14 protein-coding genes and 1 riboswitch are annotated in these 17,295 nt (G+C 43.4%); of the genes, 1 reads left to right on the top strand and 13 read right to left on the bottom strand.

From position 1 onward, the window contains the following. Nucleotides 1–23 precede the first annotated feature (23 nt). The gene (locus AB685_RS18335; RefSeq protein WP_047972065.1) at nt 24–632 is read right to left on the bottom strand and encodes a succinate dehydrogenase cytochrome b558 subunit; all 609 of its coding nucleotides are present in this window, start codon (nt 630–632) and stop codon (nt 24–26) included. A gap of 353 nt (nt 633–985) precedes the next feature. On the opposite strand from AB685_RS18335, the gene AB685_RS18340 reads away from it, so the two are divergent. Continuing rightward, nucleotides 986–1,417 (top strand): YslB family protein, encoded by a 432-nt coding sequence (locus AB685_RS18340; protein WP_047972066.1) that lies wholly within the window; start codon nt 986–988, stop codon nt 1,415–1,417. Nucleotides 1,418–1,896: 479 nt separating this feature from the next. On the opposite strand, the gene AB685_RS18345 is transcribed toward AB685_RS18340, so the two are convergent. The 12 genes from AB685_RS18345 to AB685_RS18400 form a co-directional block, all read right to left on the bottom strand. Further along, on the bottom strand, nt 1,897–3,138 hold the full coding sequence (locus tag AB685_RS18345; protein WP_047972185.1) for an aspartate kinase: 1,242 nt from the start codon (nt 3,136–3,138) through the stop codon (nt 1,897–1,899). A 152-nt stretch (nt 3,139–3,290) separates the two neighbouring features. Further along, a riboswitch (Lysine riboswitch) is annotated at nt 3,291–3,477 on the bottom strand. A gap of 70 nt (nt 3,478–3,547) precedes the next feature. Beyond that, nucleotides 3,548–5,320 carry an excinuclease ABC subunit UvrC gene (gene uvrC, locus AB685_RS18350; protein WP_047972067.1) on the bottom strand — a complete coding sequence of 591 codons (1,773 nt, stop codon included), beginning with the start codon at nt 5,318–5,320 and terminating at the stop codon, nt 3,548–3,550. 317 nt (nt 5,321–5,637) lie between these two features. Beyond that, complete coding sequence (gene trxA / locus AB685_RS18355; protein ID WP_047972068.1) at nt 5,638–5,952, bottom strand: thioredoxin; 315 nt, start codon at nt 5,950–5,952, stop codon at nt 5,638–5,640. 397 nt (nt 5,953–6,349) lie between these two features. Next, the gene (locus AB685_RS18360; protein WP_047972069.1) at nt 6,350–7,327 is read right to left on the bottom strand and encodes an electron transfer flavoprotein subunit alpha/FixB family protein; all 978 of its coding nucleotides are present in this window, start codon (nt 7,325–7,327) and stop codon (nt 6,350–6,352) included. 425 nt (nt 7,328–7,752) lie between these two features. Beyond that, nucleotides 7,753–8,526: an electron transfer flavoprotein subunit beta/FixA family protein gene (locus AB685_RS18365; RefSeq protein WP_047972070.1), complete on the bottom strand. Its 774-nt coding sequence runs from the start codon at nt 8,524–8,526 to the stop codon at nt 7,753–7,755. A 65-nt stretch (nt 8,527–8,591) separates the two neighbouring features. Beyond that, nucleotides 8,592–9,365, bottom strand: a complete 774-nt coding sequence (locus tag AB685_RS18370; RefSeq protein ID WP_047972071.1) for an enoyl-CoA hydratase — start codon at nt 9,363–9,365, stop codon at nt 8,592–8,594. 124 nt (nt 9,366–9,489) lie between these two features. Continuing rightward, on the bottom strand, nt 9,490–10,077 hold the full coding sequence (locus AB685_RS18375; RefSeq protein ID WP_047972186.1) for a TetR/AcrR family transcriptional regulator: 588 nt from the start codon (nt 10,075–10,077) through the stop codon (nt 9,490–9,492). A gap of 272 nt (nt 10,078–10,349) precedes the next feature. Continuing rightward, entirely contained in the window at nt 10,350–12,038 is a 1,689-nt protein-coding gene (locus tag AB685_RS18380; RefSeq protein WP_047972072.1) for a long-chain-fatty-acid--CoA ligase, read from the bottom strand. A 184-nt stretch (nt 12,039–12,222) separates the two neighbouring features. Beyond that, nucleotides 12,223–13,398, bottom strand: a complete 1,176-nt coding sequence (locus AB685_RS18385; protein WP_047972073.1) for a cation:proton antiporter — start codon at nt 13,396–13,398, stop codon at nt 12,223–12,225. Next, nucleotides 13,398–13,892, bottom strand: coding sequence for a cation:proton antiporter regulatory subunit (locus AB685_RS18390; RefSeq protein WP_047972074.1), 495 nt, complete (start codon nt 13,890–13,892; stop codon nt 13,398–13,400). The genes AB685_RS18385 and AB685_RS18390 overlap by 1 nt, the downstream gene beginning before the upstream one ends. Before the next feature lie 620 nt (nt 13,893–14,512). Then, complete coding sequence (locus AB685_RS18395; RefSeq protein WP_047972075.1) at nt 14,513–14,920, bottom strand: DUF350 domain-containing protein; 408 nt, start codon at nt 14,918–14,920, stop codon at nt 14,513–14,515. 14 nt (nt 14,921–14,934) lie between these two features. Further along, on the bottom strand, nt 14,935–17,292 hold the full coding sequence (locus tag AB685_RS18400; protein WP_047972076.1) for an endonuclease MutS2: 2,358 nt from the start codon (nt 17,290–17,292) through the stop codon (nt 14,935–14,937). Between the last annotated feature and the right edge of the window lie 3 nt (nt 17,293–17,295).

The raw sequence follows: 17,295 nt of genomic DNA on the forward strand, positions 1-17,295 counted from the left end.
ACTCACTCCTTAATAGTTGCTAATTAGACGAATGCTAGGATTGCACGTACCCCTACGAAAGACAATGCAAAGAAAATACCGATAGTTACGTAGGTTGCAATAAGTTGAGAACGAGGAGTTACTGTAATTCCCCAGCTTACACAGAAAGACCAAAGTCCATTTGCAAAATGGAAGATTGTTGCAACTACACCAACAATGTAGAACCAGAACATAAACGGGCTAGACAAGATGTCTGCCATCATGTTGTAGTTAACGTCCGCTCCAAGTGCTGCTGCAATTCTCGTTTCCCATACATGCCATACGATAAAAATTAATGTAACGATTCCTGTAAAGCGCTGAAGCATAAACATCCAGTTACGAACAAATCCATAGTTGCTTACATTGTTTTTTGCTGTAAAAGCAATATATAAGCCATAGATAGCATGGAAAAGGATCGGAAGAAAGATTACAAAAATTTCTAGCGCATAACGGAACGGCAGGCTCTCCATAAAGTGTGCCGCTTTGTTAAAAGATTCTGGTCCTTTTGTAGCAAAGTGGTTTATAACCAAATGCTGAATCAAGAAGAGACCAACAGGAATGACTCCTAGTAATGAGTGGAGTCTACGAAGTAAAAATTCACGTTCTGTTGCCATCACTTAACCCCCTTTTTCAGATAAGAAAATAGATTAGATGTTTTGTAAGTTCTGCTTTTCACTATCTATTATAGTAGAAAATCATGGAACTCCCCATCTCGTTTTTGAAACTTTCAATAAAATGAAAGCCTTTGCAGATATATCGACAAATATGTGACATATTTATTTTACTCCCCTATATGTGTAGCGTCAAGAAAACGCGAACAAAAATTGAACTTTTAAAAAAACTCTAAATAACAATTCAATTATCAGAAAAATATAAAAATATATTAGTAGAATAAAATCCTCCATACGTTACATTTATTAAAGGGCCAGGATGGTATATAATGAACATAGAGAAAGAGGGGAATTAAATGACAGAATCAAATAACCAACAACAAGTGATCGACACACAAATCCAAGTCCCTATCTTTGGGTACGAATTGATTCGTGACATGCTCCTTCCTAATCTATTGGGGAAAGACCACACCCAGATCATCTACTGGGCTGGAAAACAGCTGGCACGCAAATTCACTATTGATATCCAAGAGGAAATTGTCCAGTTCTTCAGAGAAGCTGGGTGGGGAGAGCTTGAACTGATAGAACAGAGCAAATATGAGGTAAAATACCTCATTCGCGGTGAAATGGTTCAGCGCCGTCTAGAGCTAAACAAAGACGCAACCTTCCAACTTGAAGCAGGATTCCTAGCCGAACAGATACAACGTCAAAAAGGGAAAACTGCAGAAGCGATTGAAGAGCAGAAAAAACGAAAAGAGATTACAATTACAGTACAGTGGGATAAGTGATGTCATTTTGTTGCTGCCTCCAGGGTGGTTAGCGGGCAGCAAGCTACCGAGTGCACTTCCAGGTGGATTCGTGCGGGCTTGGCTTCTGACTACCTTACGGGTGGCAACCTAATGATGGTTAATTTTCCCGCTTGCTAATTTGATAATAGTTGATGTCCGATTGCCCTGTTGGGGTGGTCGGCTTTTTTTAGGGGATTTTGGGAGTAGTGTGGGATGTACTTAGGGGAGGGGGATGGGGGATTTTGTGTTTTTTTGTCGGACGGCTCGTATTTTGGTGAGTTCGGCTCGTATATTCTTTTAACGGAAAGAATCTTAATGAGTTAGGCTCGTATGTTGGTCAGTTCGGCTCGTATGTTGGTCAGTTCGGCTCGTATTTCTATCTAACGGAAAGTAAATGCGCACTAGCACTCCCCACACCCCACATAAAAGCACCCTCTTCACTTAGAAAAGGGCACTTCACAAACAAAACTACTATTCTCTTAGCTTAATACTCTCTCAACAGACTCTTCGCCTAGCTTAAATGCCACATGCAACGCCTCCACCGCACGAACCATCTCGGCAACATCGACTACTGTGGAAACTTTGATCTCAGAAGTGCTCACCATTTTCACATGGATTCCTTCTGTAGCAAGCACCTGGAACATTTCGGCTGCTACCCCAGGATTGGAAACCATACCAGAGCCCACGATGGATACTTTCGCCAGACCGCTTTCCTGCTCGATGGCTGTAAACCCTAAACGGCCTTGGTGCTGTTCCAATACTTCAATAGTATCTTTCACGTCCACTGTTTTGACAGAGAAAGAAATATTAGTTGTATCTTTATCCATACTTGTTTGGATGATGATATCGACGTTCAAGCTGTGCTGAGCCAGTGTTGTAAAGATTGTGGATAATGTATGTAGCTCATTTGGCAGTCCACAAACGGTGATACGGGTGATTTGGTCTTCGAATGCAATTCCTCTGACAACTAGATTTTTTTCCATGGATACTTCCTCCTCAATAATCGTTCCTTCTTCCTCTTCCATACTGGATCGCACAACAAGCTGCACTCCATAATTTTTTGCAAATTCTACCGCGCGCGGGTGGAGTACACCTGCTCCTAGGTTTGCCAGTTCTAACATTTCATCATATGCAATAGCAGCAAGCTTTCTGGCTTCTTTTACAAAACGTGGGTCTGTTGTGTAAACACCAGTAACATCTGTATAAATGTCGCACTTCTTCGCGCTTAGTGCAGCAGCCAATGCTACCGCAGTAGTATCCGACCCACCGCGTCCAAGTGTTGTGATTTCGTTGTTAGCCGTAATCCCTTGGAAACCGGCAACGATGACGATTTTTCCTGAATCCAAATGGCTTTTTAGAAAGCCTGTTTCAATATGAGTGATTCTTGCGTTTCCATGTACCGGCTCTGTCCGGATTCCCGCCTGCCAGCCTGTTAGGGAAACTGCTTCATGCCCTCTTACCTGCAATGCCATTGCAAGCAAAGAGATCGTAATCTGCTCGCCAGTTGTCAGAAGCATATCCATGTCCCGTTTGCTTGGATGCGGATTAATCGCATTCGCTAATTTTAACAACTCATCTGTCGTTTTTCCCATAGCCGAAACCACGACCACCACTTTATGTCCGTTTTCCACTTCACTGATGACCCGACGTGCCACGTGCTGAATTCTTTCCACAGAGCCCACTGATGTTCCTCCGAATTTTTGTACAACAATCGTTGACATGTGCACCATTCCCTTTTCATTGATTAATTTCATCATAATGTTAGATAGCTCTCAGTACGCATTTTGCCATAGCAGCATTGTGAGGATATAAAAAAACAGCAATGAGCTAATGTCTCATTGCTGTGATTGGTCAAATTAAGAATCCGTTCACGCGGTGAGATAGCTCTCCAGGCAGCACAAAGACAACCTGACAGTCCTACATTTCTTAAACGCAGAACCAGTAAAAAAAAGAAAAAGAGACTTTTTTTTACTTCGGCGATCCTCCCCTTTCCGTAATCATCTCGGAAGCTCTATCTTCTCCGATTACATACTTTTGAAGTTCGCACCTCTATCATCACTTCATCGATTTGAAGTGGCACATTATGAAATTAATAGTGATTATATCAGACAATAAGAATCCTTACAACACCTATTCACGAAGTTTTTTAAAAATTTCTTCAGCTATCGCCTTAGGTATTTTTGCAGCCTGTATTTCTTCCACAGTCGCCTCTTTCATCTTTGCAACGGAACCGAAGTGCTTCATCAATGCTTTTTTCCTTGTTGCACCGACGCCTGTGATTTCATCCAGTATGGATTGGAAAACACTTTTACTTCTGATCTGACGGTGGAACGTTATCGCGAATCTATGAACCTCATCCTGTATCCGTTGGAGCAAGTAGAACTCCTGACTCGTTCTTTCTAGCGGTACGATCACCGCATCCTCCCCTGCAAGGAGGTTGCTTGTTCTATGTTTGTCGTCTTTAGCAAGTCCGACGATCGGGATAAACAAATCCAGTTCATTTTCAAGAACATCCCTTACTGCACTCATATGGCCCTTTGCACCATCAATGACTATCAGGTCAGGCAGTGGCAGCGATTCCTTAAGCACTCGGGTGTACCGTCTTCTGACCACTTCCCTCATGGATTCATAGTCATCAGGACCTTGGACACTTTTTGTTTTATACTTTCGATACTCCCTCTTTTCCGGTTTGCCATCAATGAAGACCACCATGGCAGAAACCGGATCAGTCCCCTGGATATTGGAGTTATCAAACGCCTCGATACGGTGAGGGGTTATGATGCCAAGAATCTCTCCGAGGTTTTCGACCGCTTTGATGGTCCTGCTTTCATCCCGCTCTATCAGAGAAAATTTCTCTCCTAACGCGACCTTTGCATTCTTGTTAGCCAAGTCCACAAGCTGCTTCTTTTTCCCCCGTTGTGGCTGTAGCACATTGGTTTGAAGAAGCTGTTGTGCAACGGGCAGGTCGATCTTACTCGGAAGCATCACTTCTTTTGGAACAAAGTGATTCTGCTTGGAATAGAACTGCCCGAGGAACGTGAGGAAATCCTCTTCCGCCTCGTTGTAAATAGGGAATAGGGACACGTCACGCTCAATCAGTTTCCCCTGACGGATGAAAAAGACCTGAACGCACATCCACCCTTTGTCGAAGGCGTATCCAAATACATCTCGGTCGACGAAGTCGTTCATCTCCATTTTCTGTTTTTCCATCGTCGCTTCGATATTGATGATCTGATCCCTGAATTCCTGTGCCCTTTCAAACTCTAGGTTCTCTGATGCTTTCATCATCTTTTCGGTTAGTTCACTTTTGACTTCCTTATAACCACCGTTCAGGAACCGTACAATTCCATCGACCATTTCCTTGTTCGTTTCTTCCGATACATGTTCCACACAAGGAGCCAGACATTGTCCCATGTGATAGTAAAGGCAGACACGGTCAGGCAGTGTCATACACTTTCTGAGGGGATAGACCCGATCGAGCAGTTTTTTTGTTTCATTTGCAGCCTGGACATTCGGGTATGGACCGAAGTATTTTCCTTTATCCTTCTGGACTTTACGCGTTATCAGAAGACGTGGGTGCTTCTCCGCTGTTATTTTGATGAAGGGATAACGCTTGTCATCTTTCAACATGACATTATATTTTGGGTTATGTTTTTTAATTAGATTCAGCTCAAGTATCAGTGCTTCGATATTTGATGACGTAACAATATATTCAAAATCAACTATCTCATTTACGAGCCTTAGCGTTTTACCGTCATGGCTTCCGGTAAAATAAGAACGGACTCGATTTTTCAGCACCTTCGCCTTTCCAACATAGATAATGGTTCCTTGGCGATCTTTCATCAGATAGCATCCCGGTTGGTCGGGCAAGATAGCTAATTTTTCTTTTAATGATTCGTTCAATGGTTCTTCCTCCCAACCAAAGATTTTATGTACGTTTCCATTATACCTTGTTTCGTACGTATGTTCCATTTGTAGGTTTTAGGGTAGTTGAAGTGGGTGCTTGCAGGATCGTATTCCCGGTGGAGGTGGATTGTTTGTGAGATCCCTGTTTTCTTGATATATCCCGAGTTTTCTCGATATATTTCCAATTTTATTGATATATCCAAAGTTTTCTCGATATATTCTCAGGTTTCTTGATAAAAGTCCCTCAGCAATTCTACATCTGGCCCAAAAAACAAAAAGCCCGGTCAAAGGACCAGGCTTTCAGCAAAAACGCATTAAGCGTGCTTGTTTAATAGTTCAGCCAAAGCTTCTTTCGGTTGGAAACCTACTGCTTTGTCTACTACTTCACCGTTTTTGATAACAAGTAAAGTCGGGATGCTCATAACGCCGAATTTACCGGCAGTTTCTTGGTTCTCATCCACATCAACTTTTACTATTTTTACTTTGTCGCCCATATCTTGATCTAGTTCCTCAAGAACTGGAGCGATCATTTTACAAGGTCCGCACCATGGAGCCCAGAAATCAGCTAAAACTAGACCGTCGCTAGTTTCTTGTGTAAAGTTTTGGTCAGTTGCATTTGTAATTGCCATAATAAATTCCTCCTAAGCCTTTTATCTCACAGTTAACAATATATGCTGTTAATGTGTTCTCTGACAGATGGAAAATCTTTCAGAGTTTTACTATAGCTAAAGTATAGCATTTACCACATAGTGACGCTAATTATTTGCTTCGTTATAGGTTTACCCAATTTCAGGGTTTTTATTTAATAGGGGAGATACATAAAACACCGCTGGTAATTTCCGCAAATGGCTTCGCTTTCCGGGGGGCGACCTTGAGCCTCCTCGCTGCGCTTGGGGGTCTCAAGATTGTCGTTCTCCCCCGCTGGAGTCTTCGCCTTTTGCTCCAATCACCAGCTACGTTATCCCTTATTCAACACACCAAAACAGCCAAGCACCCAAAAGCGCCTGGCTGTCTGTAAAAGATACCTTAGTTTGTCACCAACAGCTTCTTGAATTCAGCCGTAAGCATCGGTACTACTTCAAATAGGTCACCGACGATACCATAGTCAGCTACTTTGAAAATGTTTGCTTCCGGATCTTTATTGATCGCAACGATTACTTTGGAGTTGGACATACCAGCTAGATGCTGAATGGCTCCGGATATACCGCATGCAATGTAAAGGTCAGGAGTTACCACTTTACCTGTTTGACCGATTTGTAAGGAGTAATCGCAATAGTCTGCGTCACACGCACCACGGGAAGCACCGACCGCCGCTCCAAGAACATCCGCCAATTCTTTTAATGGCTCGAATCCATCTGTGGATTTCACACCACGTCCTCCAGCCACTACAACTTTTGCCTCAGAAAGATCCACACCTTCCGTTGCTTTTCGAACCACTTCTTTAATGATCGTGCGAAGGTCTTTTACATCAACATCAAGTGAAGACACATCGCCAGTACGAGCATCATCTTTTTCAAGGGATGCGATGTTGTTTGGACGAATAGTTGCAAAGATTGCTCCGTCTGTCACGATTTTCTTTTCGAATGCTTTACCGGAATAGATCGGTCTTGTGAATACAAGGTTTCCACCAACCTCTTCCACTTCTGTAGCATCCGAGATCAATCCGGAATTCAGTTTGGAAGCCAACTTAGGTGATAGATCTTTCCCTAAAGCTGTGTGACCAAAAATGATTCCTTCTGGATTTTCCGAGTCGATTACTGCCATTAATGCCTGGGAGTACCCATCGGATGTGTACGCTTTCAAATTTGCGTGCTCTATTGTAATTACGCGGTCTGCTCCGTAAGCGATTAATTCCTGGGCAAGCGAACCTACACTTTCCCCTACCAGTACAGTGACAACCTCGCCACCCTCTGCTACTGTTTTCCCTGCAGCAATTGCCTCAAACGAAACATTACGCAATGCGGAATCACGTACTTCTGCTAATGTTAATACTTTTCTTGCCATGTTTGTCTCCTCCTGTCCATGTATCTATCTATGAGAATCTTTCGTGCGTCGCTGTTTGATTTCCGCAGCTGGCTTCGCTTTCCGCGGGGCACTTGTGGAGCCTCCTCAGGCTCTTGGAGGCCACTGAAAAAGTACTGAATTTTAGTTCTTGGGTAAACACCGCTGTTGATTTACACAAATAGCTTCGCTTTCCGCGGGGCGACCTTGAGCCTCCTCGGGCTGCGCCCTGCGGGGTCTCAAGATTGTCGCTACTCCCCTGCAGGAGTCTACGCTATTTGCTCCAATCTACAGCTAGAAACCATTAAACAATTCGTTTTCATTTTTTCAGTGCCCTCAGGCTCTCGCGGGGTCTCCCCTAAGCGCTACCTCCCGCCGGAGTCTACGCCATCTGCTCCAATCAAACGCTAAATGTCCTCTTTGTAGTATTAGATTACTTTCGCTTCGTTTCTTAATGCGGAAACCAATTCTTTTACTTGAGCATCAAGTTCCCCTTGAAGCACACGACCAGCTTCTTTTTTCGGTGGAAGGTAAATTTCAAGCGTTTTTGTTTTTGCCTCGACATCGTCCTCATCAAGATCTAGGTCATCTAGTTCCAATTCTTCAAGAGGCTTTTTCTTCGCCTTCATGATTCCCGGAAGAGATGGATAACGAGGGTCATTTAATCCCTGTTGTGCTGTAACAAGCAACGGTAGGGATGTTTCAATGACTTCGGAATCACCTTCGACGTCGCGAACGATTGTAGCCGTTTCTCCGTTGATTTCTAGCTTAGTGATAGTTGTAACATAAGGAATATCCAATAATTCCGCTACGCGAGGTCCAACCTGTCCGGATCCACCGTCAATAGCTACGTTACCGCCGATGATCAGGTCAGCATCCTTGTCTTTCAAGAACTCAGCTAGAATTTTCGCCGTTGTAAATTGGTCGCCGTTTTCGACATCATCTTCTGTATTGATCAATACCGCTTTGTCAGCACCCATCGCAAGCGCCGTACGAAGCTCTTTTTCCGCTTCCTCTGTACCTACTGTCACGACTGTGACTTCTCCGCCATGAGCGTCTCTTACTTGGATTGCTTCCTCCACTGCATACTCATCGTAAGGGTTGATTATGAATTCTGCACCATCTTCATTTATGCTGCCATTTGACACCGTAAGTCTTTCCTCTGTATCAAATGTTCTTTTTAATAAAACAAAAATATTCATCACAGTACCTCCTGTTTAAACATTATTTTTATTAGTAATTTTCTGATTTTATATTATAAAAAAAATTACTTCCCTTTGAATTCAGGAGCTCTTTTTTCCATAAACGCTGTGATTCCTTCTTTACCATCTTCTGAAGTGAAGACCTTACCGAATAGTTGTGCTTCTTTTTCTACCCCTTGGTAAAATTCTTCATGTTTAACATAGCGGGACAGCTCAATCACCGAAGCAACAGAGATAGGTCCTTTTTGTGCAATCTTTTTCGCCATCTTCAAAGCTTCTTCCATTAAAGCTTCTTCATCGACGGCTTTATTCGCAAGCCCCCATTGAACAGCTTCTTCGCCAGTCAATGTATCACTTGTAAATAACATTTCAAACGCTTTTGCCGAGCCAACAAGTTTAGGTAGACGTTGCGTTCCAGCAAAACCTGGAATCAGCCCCAATTGCAATTCCGGCAAGCCAAGCTTTGCCGTTTTCGTTACCAATCGGATATGGCAACCCATTGCAAGCTCAAGTCCTCCGCCCAAAGCGGCACCATGGATGGCAGCAATGATAGGTTTAGAAAAGTTTTCCATTCTCTCAAAAAGATCCTGGCCGAACTTTGCCAGCTGAGCGAACTCTTCACCGGTTTCCACCGTGGTGAATTCTTTAATATCAGCACCTGCAGAGAAGAATCTTCCTTCTCCATGAAGTATGACCACCCTTACGTCCTCTTGCTTCTCCAGGTCATCCATCAATGATGAAAGCTCTTTCAAAACTGCGGATGACAAAGCATTTGCCGGTGCTTTGTTGATGGTGATAAATGCAATTCGATTTTCTACTTTCATTTGCAAGAATTCCATTAAAAATCCCTCCTTATTGGCTTTTAAGTTTGACCGTTCCTTTTCGCTGCAAACTCTCATTACTTTAACTTATCATATAAGCAACAAACTTTGAGAAACGGCCATATGTAAAGCGCAGAGCTACTTAAGGTGTAGCTCCAAACCCTCTGATCAATAGATCATGCACTCTGGGTGCGATGGAAGCCAGGTCGTACTTCTGATCATTCATTACCCAAGTGGTCACTGTTTCATCTATCGTACCGAACACCATTTGTCTTGCAAGTCGGACATCCAAGTCTGCTCGAAGTTCACCATTCTTGGTACCTGCCAGCAGAATTTCATCCACAACATGTAAATACCCTTTCAACACCTCGTTAATCTTCAAACGGAGCTCTAGGTTGGATTGTCTTAACTCCAATTGCGTTACAATTGCCAGATGATGATCAGCAGCAAGCATGGAAAAATGTTTTTCTATCAACGTTAATAATTTCTCCGTTGATGTCGATTTTCCTGCAATTTCTTGACGAATCTTTTCGACGAAGAGTCCCATTTTTTCTTGGAAAAGAGAAATCAGGATGTCTTCTTTATTTTTAAAATATAAATAGATGGTACCGTCCGCAACTCCCGCCTGTTTGGCAATCTTGGAAACTTGTGCGTGATGGTAGCCGTTTTCGGCTATGACAATAACTGCTGCATCTATTATTTGTTTGTATTTAGGCTTTTGTTGTTTCAACCTATTCGCTCCTTTTGAGAAAATGAATGAATAATCATTCATATTTTCATGATACTGCACCGTGAATGAACTGTCAATCATTATCTTATCATAGTTTTCGTACAAAACACTACTCTTTTTCAGCTTAGTATTCTGGGAAAGTCTCTGATGATTTCCGTTCCGGGTGTTCGCTTTCCGCAGGGCGGTGCTTGAGCCTCCTTACTTCGATTCAGGGTGGGCTAAAAATGAAGAGAGAGGGGCTCCTCTCAGCGCCCTCTCCATATCAGATATCATCACTTTGCGATCTTCTGTTTCTCTTCTTCCACCAATGCTCTTCTGAGGATTTTCCCTACAGCAGTCTTTGGTAATTCATCTCTGAACTCATAGAGTCTCGGAACCTTGTAGGCGGCGAGATGCTTGCGGGTATATGCATCCAGTTCTTCTTCAGTCAGAGTGGCCCCCGCCTTCTTCACGATATACGCTTTCACTGTCTCACCGCGATATGCATCCGGTACACCTGCAACTACAACCTCCTGGATCTGTTCATGCTCATATAGCACTTCCTCTATTTCACGAGGGTAGATGTTAAATCCACCAGCTATGATCATGTCTTTCTTACGGTCCACCACATAAAAATACCCTCTTTCGTCCATATAGCCAAGGTCACCAGTCAATAACCAACCATCTTTAAGGACTGCTTCCGTTTCCTCTTTTCGGTTCCAGTAGCCTTTCATGATCTGTGGACCTCTGACTGCAATCTCACCGATTTCTCCGATAGGGGCCAATTCTCCGTTTTCCATGGATAGAATGACTGAATCCGTATTTGGCCAAGGAATTCCGATGCTTCCGGATACCCTTTCATCCCAAAGGAAATTTGCATGTGTAACTGGTGAAGCTTCGGAAAGTCCGTATCCTTCTACCAGTTTACCTCCTGTCACCCGCTCGAACTGCTCCTGTACTTCTACAGGCAAAGCGGCAGATCCACTGATACAGGAATCGATGGAGGATAAATCATACTTCTGGATATCAGGGTGATTCAAAAGAGCAATATAGATTGTCGGGGCTCCAGGGAAGAGTGTGGGCTTCTCTTTCTGAATGGTTTTCAAGGTTGTTTCTGGATCGAACTTTGGAAGCAGCACCATTTCAAATGCTTGCATAATCGAAAGGTTCATCACTGCTGTCATGCCGTACACATGGAAAAACGGAAGAATTCCGATGACTTTTTCCTGTGCTTTTTTGCATTGATACATCCATTTCACACTCATCATCGTATTGGAAACGAGATTCATATGTGTCAGCATGACCCCTTTAGGAAATCCTGTTGTCCCACCAGTATATTGAAGCAGGGCAAGATCTTCGTTCGGATCTATCTGAACATCAATCATCTGAGCTTCGGATTGTTTGATGACTTGTGTAAAGAGATGGTTTTCTCCACTATGTTCCACCTTTACGACAATACCGTATTGTTTTTTCTGCACAAAAGGATATAGCATGTTTTTTGGGAACGGAAGATAGTCCTTTATTCCTGTAACAATAACATGCTTTAATTTTGTTAGCGCTTTCACTTTTGATACTCTTGGATAAAGGATATCCAGGGTTATGATGATTTCCGAACCAGAGTCATTCACCTGGTACTCGAGTTCACGTTCCATATATAAGGGGTTCGTCTGTACGACAATTCCGCCTGCGAATAGGACTCCATAATAGCTGATAACCGCTTGAGGGCAGTTCGGTAGCATAATGGACACCCTGTCACCTTTTTCGACACCTAGTCCTTTTAAGTAATTTGCCAGTTTTAAAGATTGATCATACACTTCTTCAAATGTCAGTTTCTTGCCGAGGAAGCTGATAGCAGTTTTAGTCGGATATTCTTCCGCTGCTTGTTTTAAAAATGACTGCAGTGTTCGCTCTTCGAAGTTGATCTCATGAGGTATTTCTTCTGGATAAAGTGATAGCCATGGCTTACTCACTACTTGCTCCATTCCATTCCCTCCTCTTTATTTGGCCTGTACTACTACAAAAGGCCCATATCTGTTTGTTATAGTATATCAGTAATCCGATGAAAATTATAACACTTTTTTGATTTTTGCAAAAATATTACATTGCGTATCCACTTTCTAACCAAAAAACCCGCACGCTGCCAGACGGCAATTTGCGGGTTTCAACTTAGGATGGAACTTTCAAATTCAGTTTCTTCTTTTGTTTTTTTCCGTAGACTAAATTCGTCAACAATGGTGCGAATATAAAGAACACGATTCCCAGCATAGCTGATACTAAAATGAACATACCGCTGAAAACTTTGGTAGCACCAGTGGCAATACCGGCGATGACAACGGAAAATTCTCCTCGTGGCGTAAGGGAAAACCCAGCTCTTAATGCCACTCTTTTTGACAGCCCATACCATCTTCCACCAAGCATGCCTACGATTATCTTTCCTACCAGAGCCCAACCGACTAGAGTAAATAGTAGTCCAATATAAGGTACACCCTCCCCAAGGTTGATCGTTGTGCCAAAGTGTAAGAAGAAAATAGGCAGGAGCAGGTCCCTTACTGGCAGTGTCACATGTTCAATGTCTTGCGAGCGTTTGGTTTCGGCAAGCATGATTCCTGCTAAAAATGCACCCAATACTTCTGATAGCCCCAAAAGTAAAGCAAGTCCTCCATAAGTCAACGCAATTCCGACTGTCAGCAAAATGTACATGTCACTTCCAATCAGTCGCTCAAAGAATTTCTCTAGCCTTGAGAATCCAAAGCGACCTATGAGCATCGCACCTGCTGTCAGTATGATTATTTTTCCTAGTAAAATAGCAAAATCCAGACCTGTAATTCCACCATCAGAGGCCATACCAATTAGTACTGCAACGATGATAGGCGCCACAATATCTTCAAAGATGAGAATAGCAAGTATGTATTCCGATTCCGCATTTGCCAGCCTTTTTGTACTTTCAAGCAGCTTAGCGGAAATGGAAGAGCTTGTAGCGTATAGGACACCCCCGATTATGAGGGAAGGTAGGAGGTCTAGTCCAAAAAATAGGCAGATGAAAGTGGATACCCCCAGATTCAGAACGACATCAAGCAGTCCCGGCTTCCAGACCTTTACGGCCATCCCCTTTAATTTTGCTAATGGGAATTCCAGACCCAACAGGAAAAATAGAAGCACGATTCCCACTTCGCTTGCGATGTGCAAAATCTCATTATCTGAAATGAAGGAACCGATACCGATACCCAAAACAATATAGAGGATAACACCTGGAATCTTTATTTTCCCACCAATATAACCAATAAGAAAAAGAACTAATAATATGACTCCTATGCTTAAAAGTATTGGTGTTCCATGATCCATCAGGAAGCGTCGCCTCCCTCACAAAGCTTAGTGAGCTTGGAAATTTGCGCCTGCTTTCCGCAGATCATCAAGACATCCCCTTCGTGGAGGATAACATCAATATCTGGAACGGCGATGTTATCTTCACCTTTTACAATTCCAATGATAGATGCGCCTGTCTTGGTACGTATCTGAGATTGCCCAATGGTTTTCCCGACAAGAGAAGACCCCTTTTTCACATCAACCCATTCAATGATAATCTGCTTTTTAAACATTTTCATTTTATCCATATCAACTGGCTGGTACATCGCACCCAATAATTGCGCACCCAACTCTCTGGTTTCATCTGAAGTCATGGAAATGGAAAAATCCGCTTCATCTCCGTCCGGGTCATCAAAGAAATACATTTCTCTTTTTCCAGAGTGGTGTACGACCAATACCACCATATTACCTTCTGCAGTGATAAAGGATATTTTTTTGCCTATCCCGGGCAGTTCCGTTGTTTTAAATTGCATTGTTTTTTCCTCCTAAATAAAAGGAGAAGGAGATTCGACTCCTTCTCCGCAGACTGTAGACAATCATTAGAATTTGTTGTTTCTGTTGATCTCCGTTCCAGGCGCTTCGCTTTCCGCGGGCGGTCCGGGAGCCTCCTCGGCAAGCCTGAAGGCCACTGAAAAAGTACTGAATTTTAGTTCTTGGGTAAACACCGCTGTTGATTTCCGCAAATAGCTTCGCTTTCCGCGGGGCGACCTTGAGCCTCCTCGGGCTGCGCCCTGCGGGGTCTCAAGATTGTCGCTACTCCCCTGCTGGAGTCTACGCTATTTGCTCCAATCCACAGCTAGAAACCATTAAAAACAATTCGTTTTCAGTTTTTCAGTGCCCTTGCAAGCCTGCGGGGTCTCCCCTGTCCCTTTCCCCCGCAGGAGTCTGCGCGCCTTCCACTCCGATCAACAAGGTTACTGTATATTCAAACAGAAAAACACTTTTAGCCTGCAATTGACTGGACAAATATCCGTCCTCGCCACCCTGCAATATACGATATTATGCGATAACGAGATAAATGATTCCAATCAAGACAAAAATTACACATAAGCCTATTAATACTTTTGCTAAAGTTTCCACAGATTCCTTCTCCTTACCCGATACTTGCCCCTATTATAAATGATAGGCCAACAGAAATGACAAAGGAGATAAAGCCGACGGCCCTGTTGTCATTCCTTATTTCTTCATCAATGTTAAAGCTTGGTGTCAAGAACTCAAAGATGAAATATGCGAACAGCAGCAGTACGAATCCAGCTGCCCCCCATCCTATCATCGTCAACAGGGAGTCATGGTCACTGATGGAATAGCGAAATATATTTGCAATTCCCAATACTTTTCCGCCAGTGGCCATTGCTACGGCAAGATTCCCTTTTTTGATTTCTTCCATATTTTTATATTTCGTCACCAGTTCAAAAATAGCCAGAAATAAAACGAGACATAATACCACCACGCTGAAATTTGCAGCCGTTCTGACTAATTCGTTTTCCCAAAAACTAGACATATCAGGCTCCCTTCCTATTTCAGTTCGACAACGGTTACACCAGTGCCACCTTCAGATGCCTCACCAAATCGATAATTTTTTACGGAACGATGGTTCTTCAGGTAATTTTGCACCCCTACTCGTAACGCTCCGGTCCCTTTTCCATGAATGATTGAAACCCGGTGGTAGCCTGCCAATGTAGCATCATCCAAGTACTTTTCCACTCTCATTAATGCATTTTCAAAGCGTTCACCACGAAGATCAAGCTCAAGGCTGACATGATAATCCTTCCCCTTGATTGTTGCCAGAGGCTTTGTCTCCACAGGCTTTGGTCTGCTCACATATTGAATTTCCTTGGTTTTCACCTTCATCTTCATAATGCCGATCTGAACTTGCCACTCCTTGTCACCCGTTTTTTCAACGAGATGACCTTTTTGATTAAGACTAAGCACTTTCACTTCGTCACCCGGCTCAAGCGTTTGGCTACTTGCTTCCTGTTTTTTCGTTGCCGCTGATTTTTTAACAGTAGGTACAGCACCTTCCAGTCGTTTCTTCGCATCAATCAATTCATGCTCTTTTACGTTGGCATGCTGCTCGATACGCATCTTACGCAACTCGCGAATAACCTTTTCCGCTTCTTCCTTCGCATCTTCAACCATTTTTTCCGCTTTTGCGGCCGCTTTTTCGTACATTTTATCACGCTGCTCGTTTAGCTCCTGCATTTGCTGTTCGAGTTCTACATGCAGCTTTTGTGACGTTTTTCGGATCTGCTCCGCTTCTTTCCATTCCTCTTCCGCCCTTTTTTGGGATGCTTCCAAGGATGCAATCATGTTCTCGACTTTATTGCTGTCTTCACTGACGAACTCTTTCGCCCGTTCAATGACATCCGTGCCTAAGCCGAGACGTTTGGAGATTTCAAATGCATTACTTCTTCCCGGCACACCAATCAGCAATCGGTAGGTTGGACTCAATGTATCAACATCGAACTCGACGCTTGCATTCACTACGCCCTCCCGGTTATAGCCATACGCCTTCAGCTCCGGATAGTGGGTAGTGGCAATGACACAGGCGCCTCGCTGATACACTTCATCCAAGATGGAAATGGCCAGTGCCGCCCCCTCTTGTGGGTCTGTTCCTGCACCAAGCTCATCGAACAGAACAAGACTGTCGTGGTCTACTTTTTTAAGGATGTCGACAATGTTAACCATGTGAGAGGAGAATGTACTAAGGCTCTGTTCTATAGATTGCTCATCGCCGATATCTGCATAGACTGCGGAGAACACACCAACTTCGGATCCGTCTTGTGCAGGTACATGCAATCCAGATTGGGCCATGATGGTTAGAAGCCCCAATGTCTTCAAAGTTACCGTCTTACCACCTGTGTTAGGTCCGGTAATCACAATCGATGTGTAGTCTTTGCCAAGCTCAATCGTGTTCGGAACTACTTCATCCTCACTGATTAGGGGATGTCTTGCCTGAACAAGTCTTACGTATTTATCATTATTGATTTCAGGCTTTGTTCCACGAATATGCTTTCCATATTTAGCCTTGGCAAACATAAAATCAATTTCAGCAAGGATATTGACATTTCCGAGCAAATCGCGGGCAACCTCTGCCACTTCAGCAGAAAGTTCCGCAAGAATGCGATCAATCTCAAGCTTCTCTTTTACCTTCGCTTCTTGAAGCACATTGTTAAGGTCCACCACCTGCTGAGGCTCAATGAATAAGGTCGCTCCCGAAGAAGACTGATCGTGAACTATCCCTCCATATGCACCACGGTATTCCTGTTTCACCGGAATAACAAAACGCTCATTTCGGATGGTGACGATAGCATCGGATAGCATTTTTTGTGCATTTGAAGATCGGATCATGCTCTCTAATTTTTCACGCACCCTGGATTCGGTGGATCTTAGTTGCTGCCGAATCCCTCGCAGCTTGTCACTCGCTCCGTCCAGAACTCCTCCGTATTCATCAATACAATTTTTGATGTTTCGTTCGAGCTCAGGGTAGATGATCAACTGATTCATGTAATTTTGTAAAATGGGGATTGCTATCTCTTCTTCGAGTACCGATTCCACAAAGCGGTCAAGCTTTCGGGCCGCATAGATGGTTCCAGCGATGTCCAACAGTTCATGGGTATTCAATGTCCCGCCTATCTCGGCACGCTTTACATGCGCGCGGATATCAGTAATCCCTCCAAGCGGAACCTCCCCTTTCAACCTAAGGACAGTTGCTGCCTCATCTGTTTGCTGCTGCCTCTCCACTACTTCTTCATAACTTGTAGCGGGAGTCAGTTGTGCCACTTTTTCTTTCCCTAATGAAGAGGCAGAAAAAGTAGCCAATTTATCTTTTACTTTATTAAATTCCAATACCTTTAAAACTCTCGGTTGCACGTT

It is taken from the genome of Bacillus sp. LL01 (assembly GCF_001037965.1).

What these genes read in the sequence shown, in the direction of transcription:
- AB685_RS18345 (WP_047972185.1), bottom strand. Translation starts at nt 3,138, where the DNA reads ATGTCAACGATTGTTGTACAAAAATTCGGAGGAACATCAGTGGGCTCT.
- AB685_RS18340 (WP_047972066.1), top strand. Translation starts at nt 986, where the DNA reads ATGACAGAATCAAATAACCAACAACAAGTGATCGACACACAAATCCAA.
- AB685_RS18380 (WP_047972072.1), bottom strand. Translation starts at nt 12,038, where the DNA reads ATGGAGCAAGTAGTGAGTAAGCCATGGCTATCACTTTATCCAGAAGAA.
- AB685_RS18365 (WP_047972070.1), bottom strand. Translation starts at nt 8,526, where the DNA reads ATGAATATTTTTGTTTTATTAAAAAGAACATTTGATACAGAGGAAAGA.
- AB685_RS18370 (WP_047972071.1), bottom strand. Translation starts at nt 9,365, where the DNA reads ATGGAATTCTTGCAAATGAAAGTAGAAAATCGAATTGCATTTATCACC.
- AB685_RS18360 (WP_047972069.1), bottom strand. Translation starts at nt 7,327, where the DNA reads ATGGCAAGAAAAGTATTAACATTAGCAGAAGTACGTGATTCCGCATTG.
- AB685_RS18390 (WP_047972074.1), bottom strand. Translation starts at nt 13,892, where the DNA reads ATGCAATTTAAAACAACGGAACTGCCCGGGATAGGCAAAAAAATATCC.
- trxA (WP_047972068.1), bottom strand. Translation starts at nt 5,952, where the DNA reads ATGGCAATTACAAATGCAACTGACCAAAACTTTACACAAGAAACTAGC.
- AB685_RS18385 (WP_047972073.1), bottom strand. Translation starts at nt 13,398, where the DNA reads ATGGATCATGGAACACCAATACTTTTAAGCATAGGAGTCATATTATTA.
- AB685_RS18395 (WP_047972075.1), bottom strand. Translation starts at nt 14,920, where the DNA reads ATGTCTAGTTTTTGGGAAAACGAATTAGTCAGAACGGCTGCAAATTTC.
- AB685_RS18335 (WP_047972065.1), bottom strand. Translation starts at nt 632, where the DNA reads ATGGCAACAGAACGTGAATTTTTACTTCGTAGACTCCACTCATTACTA.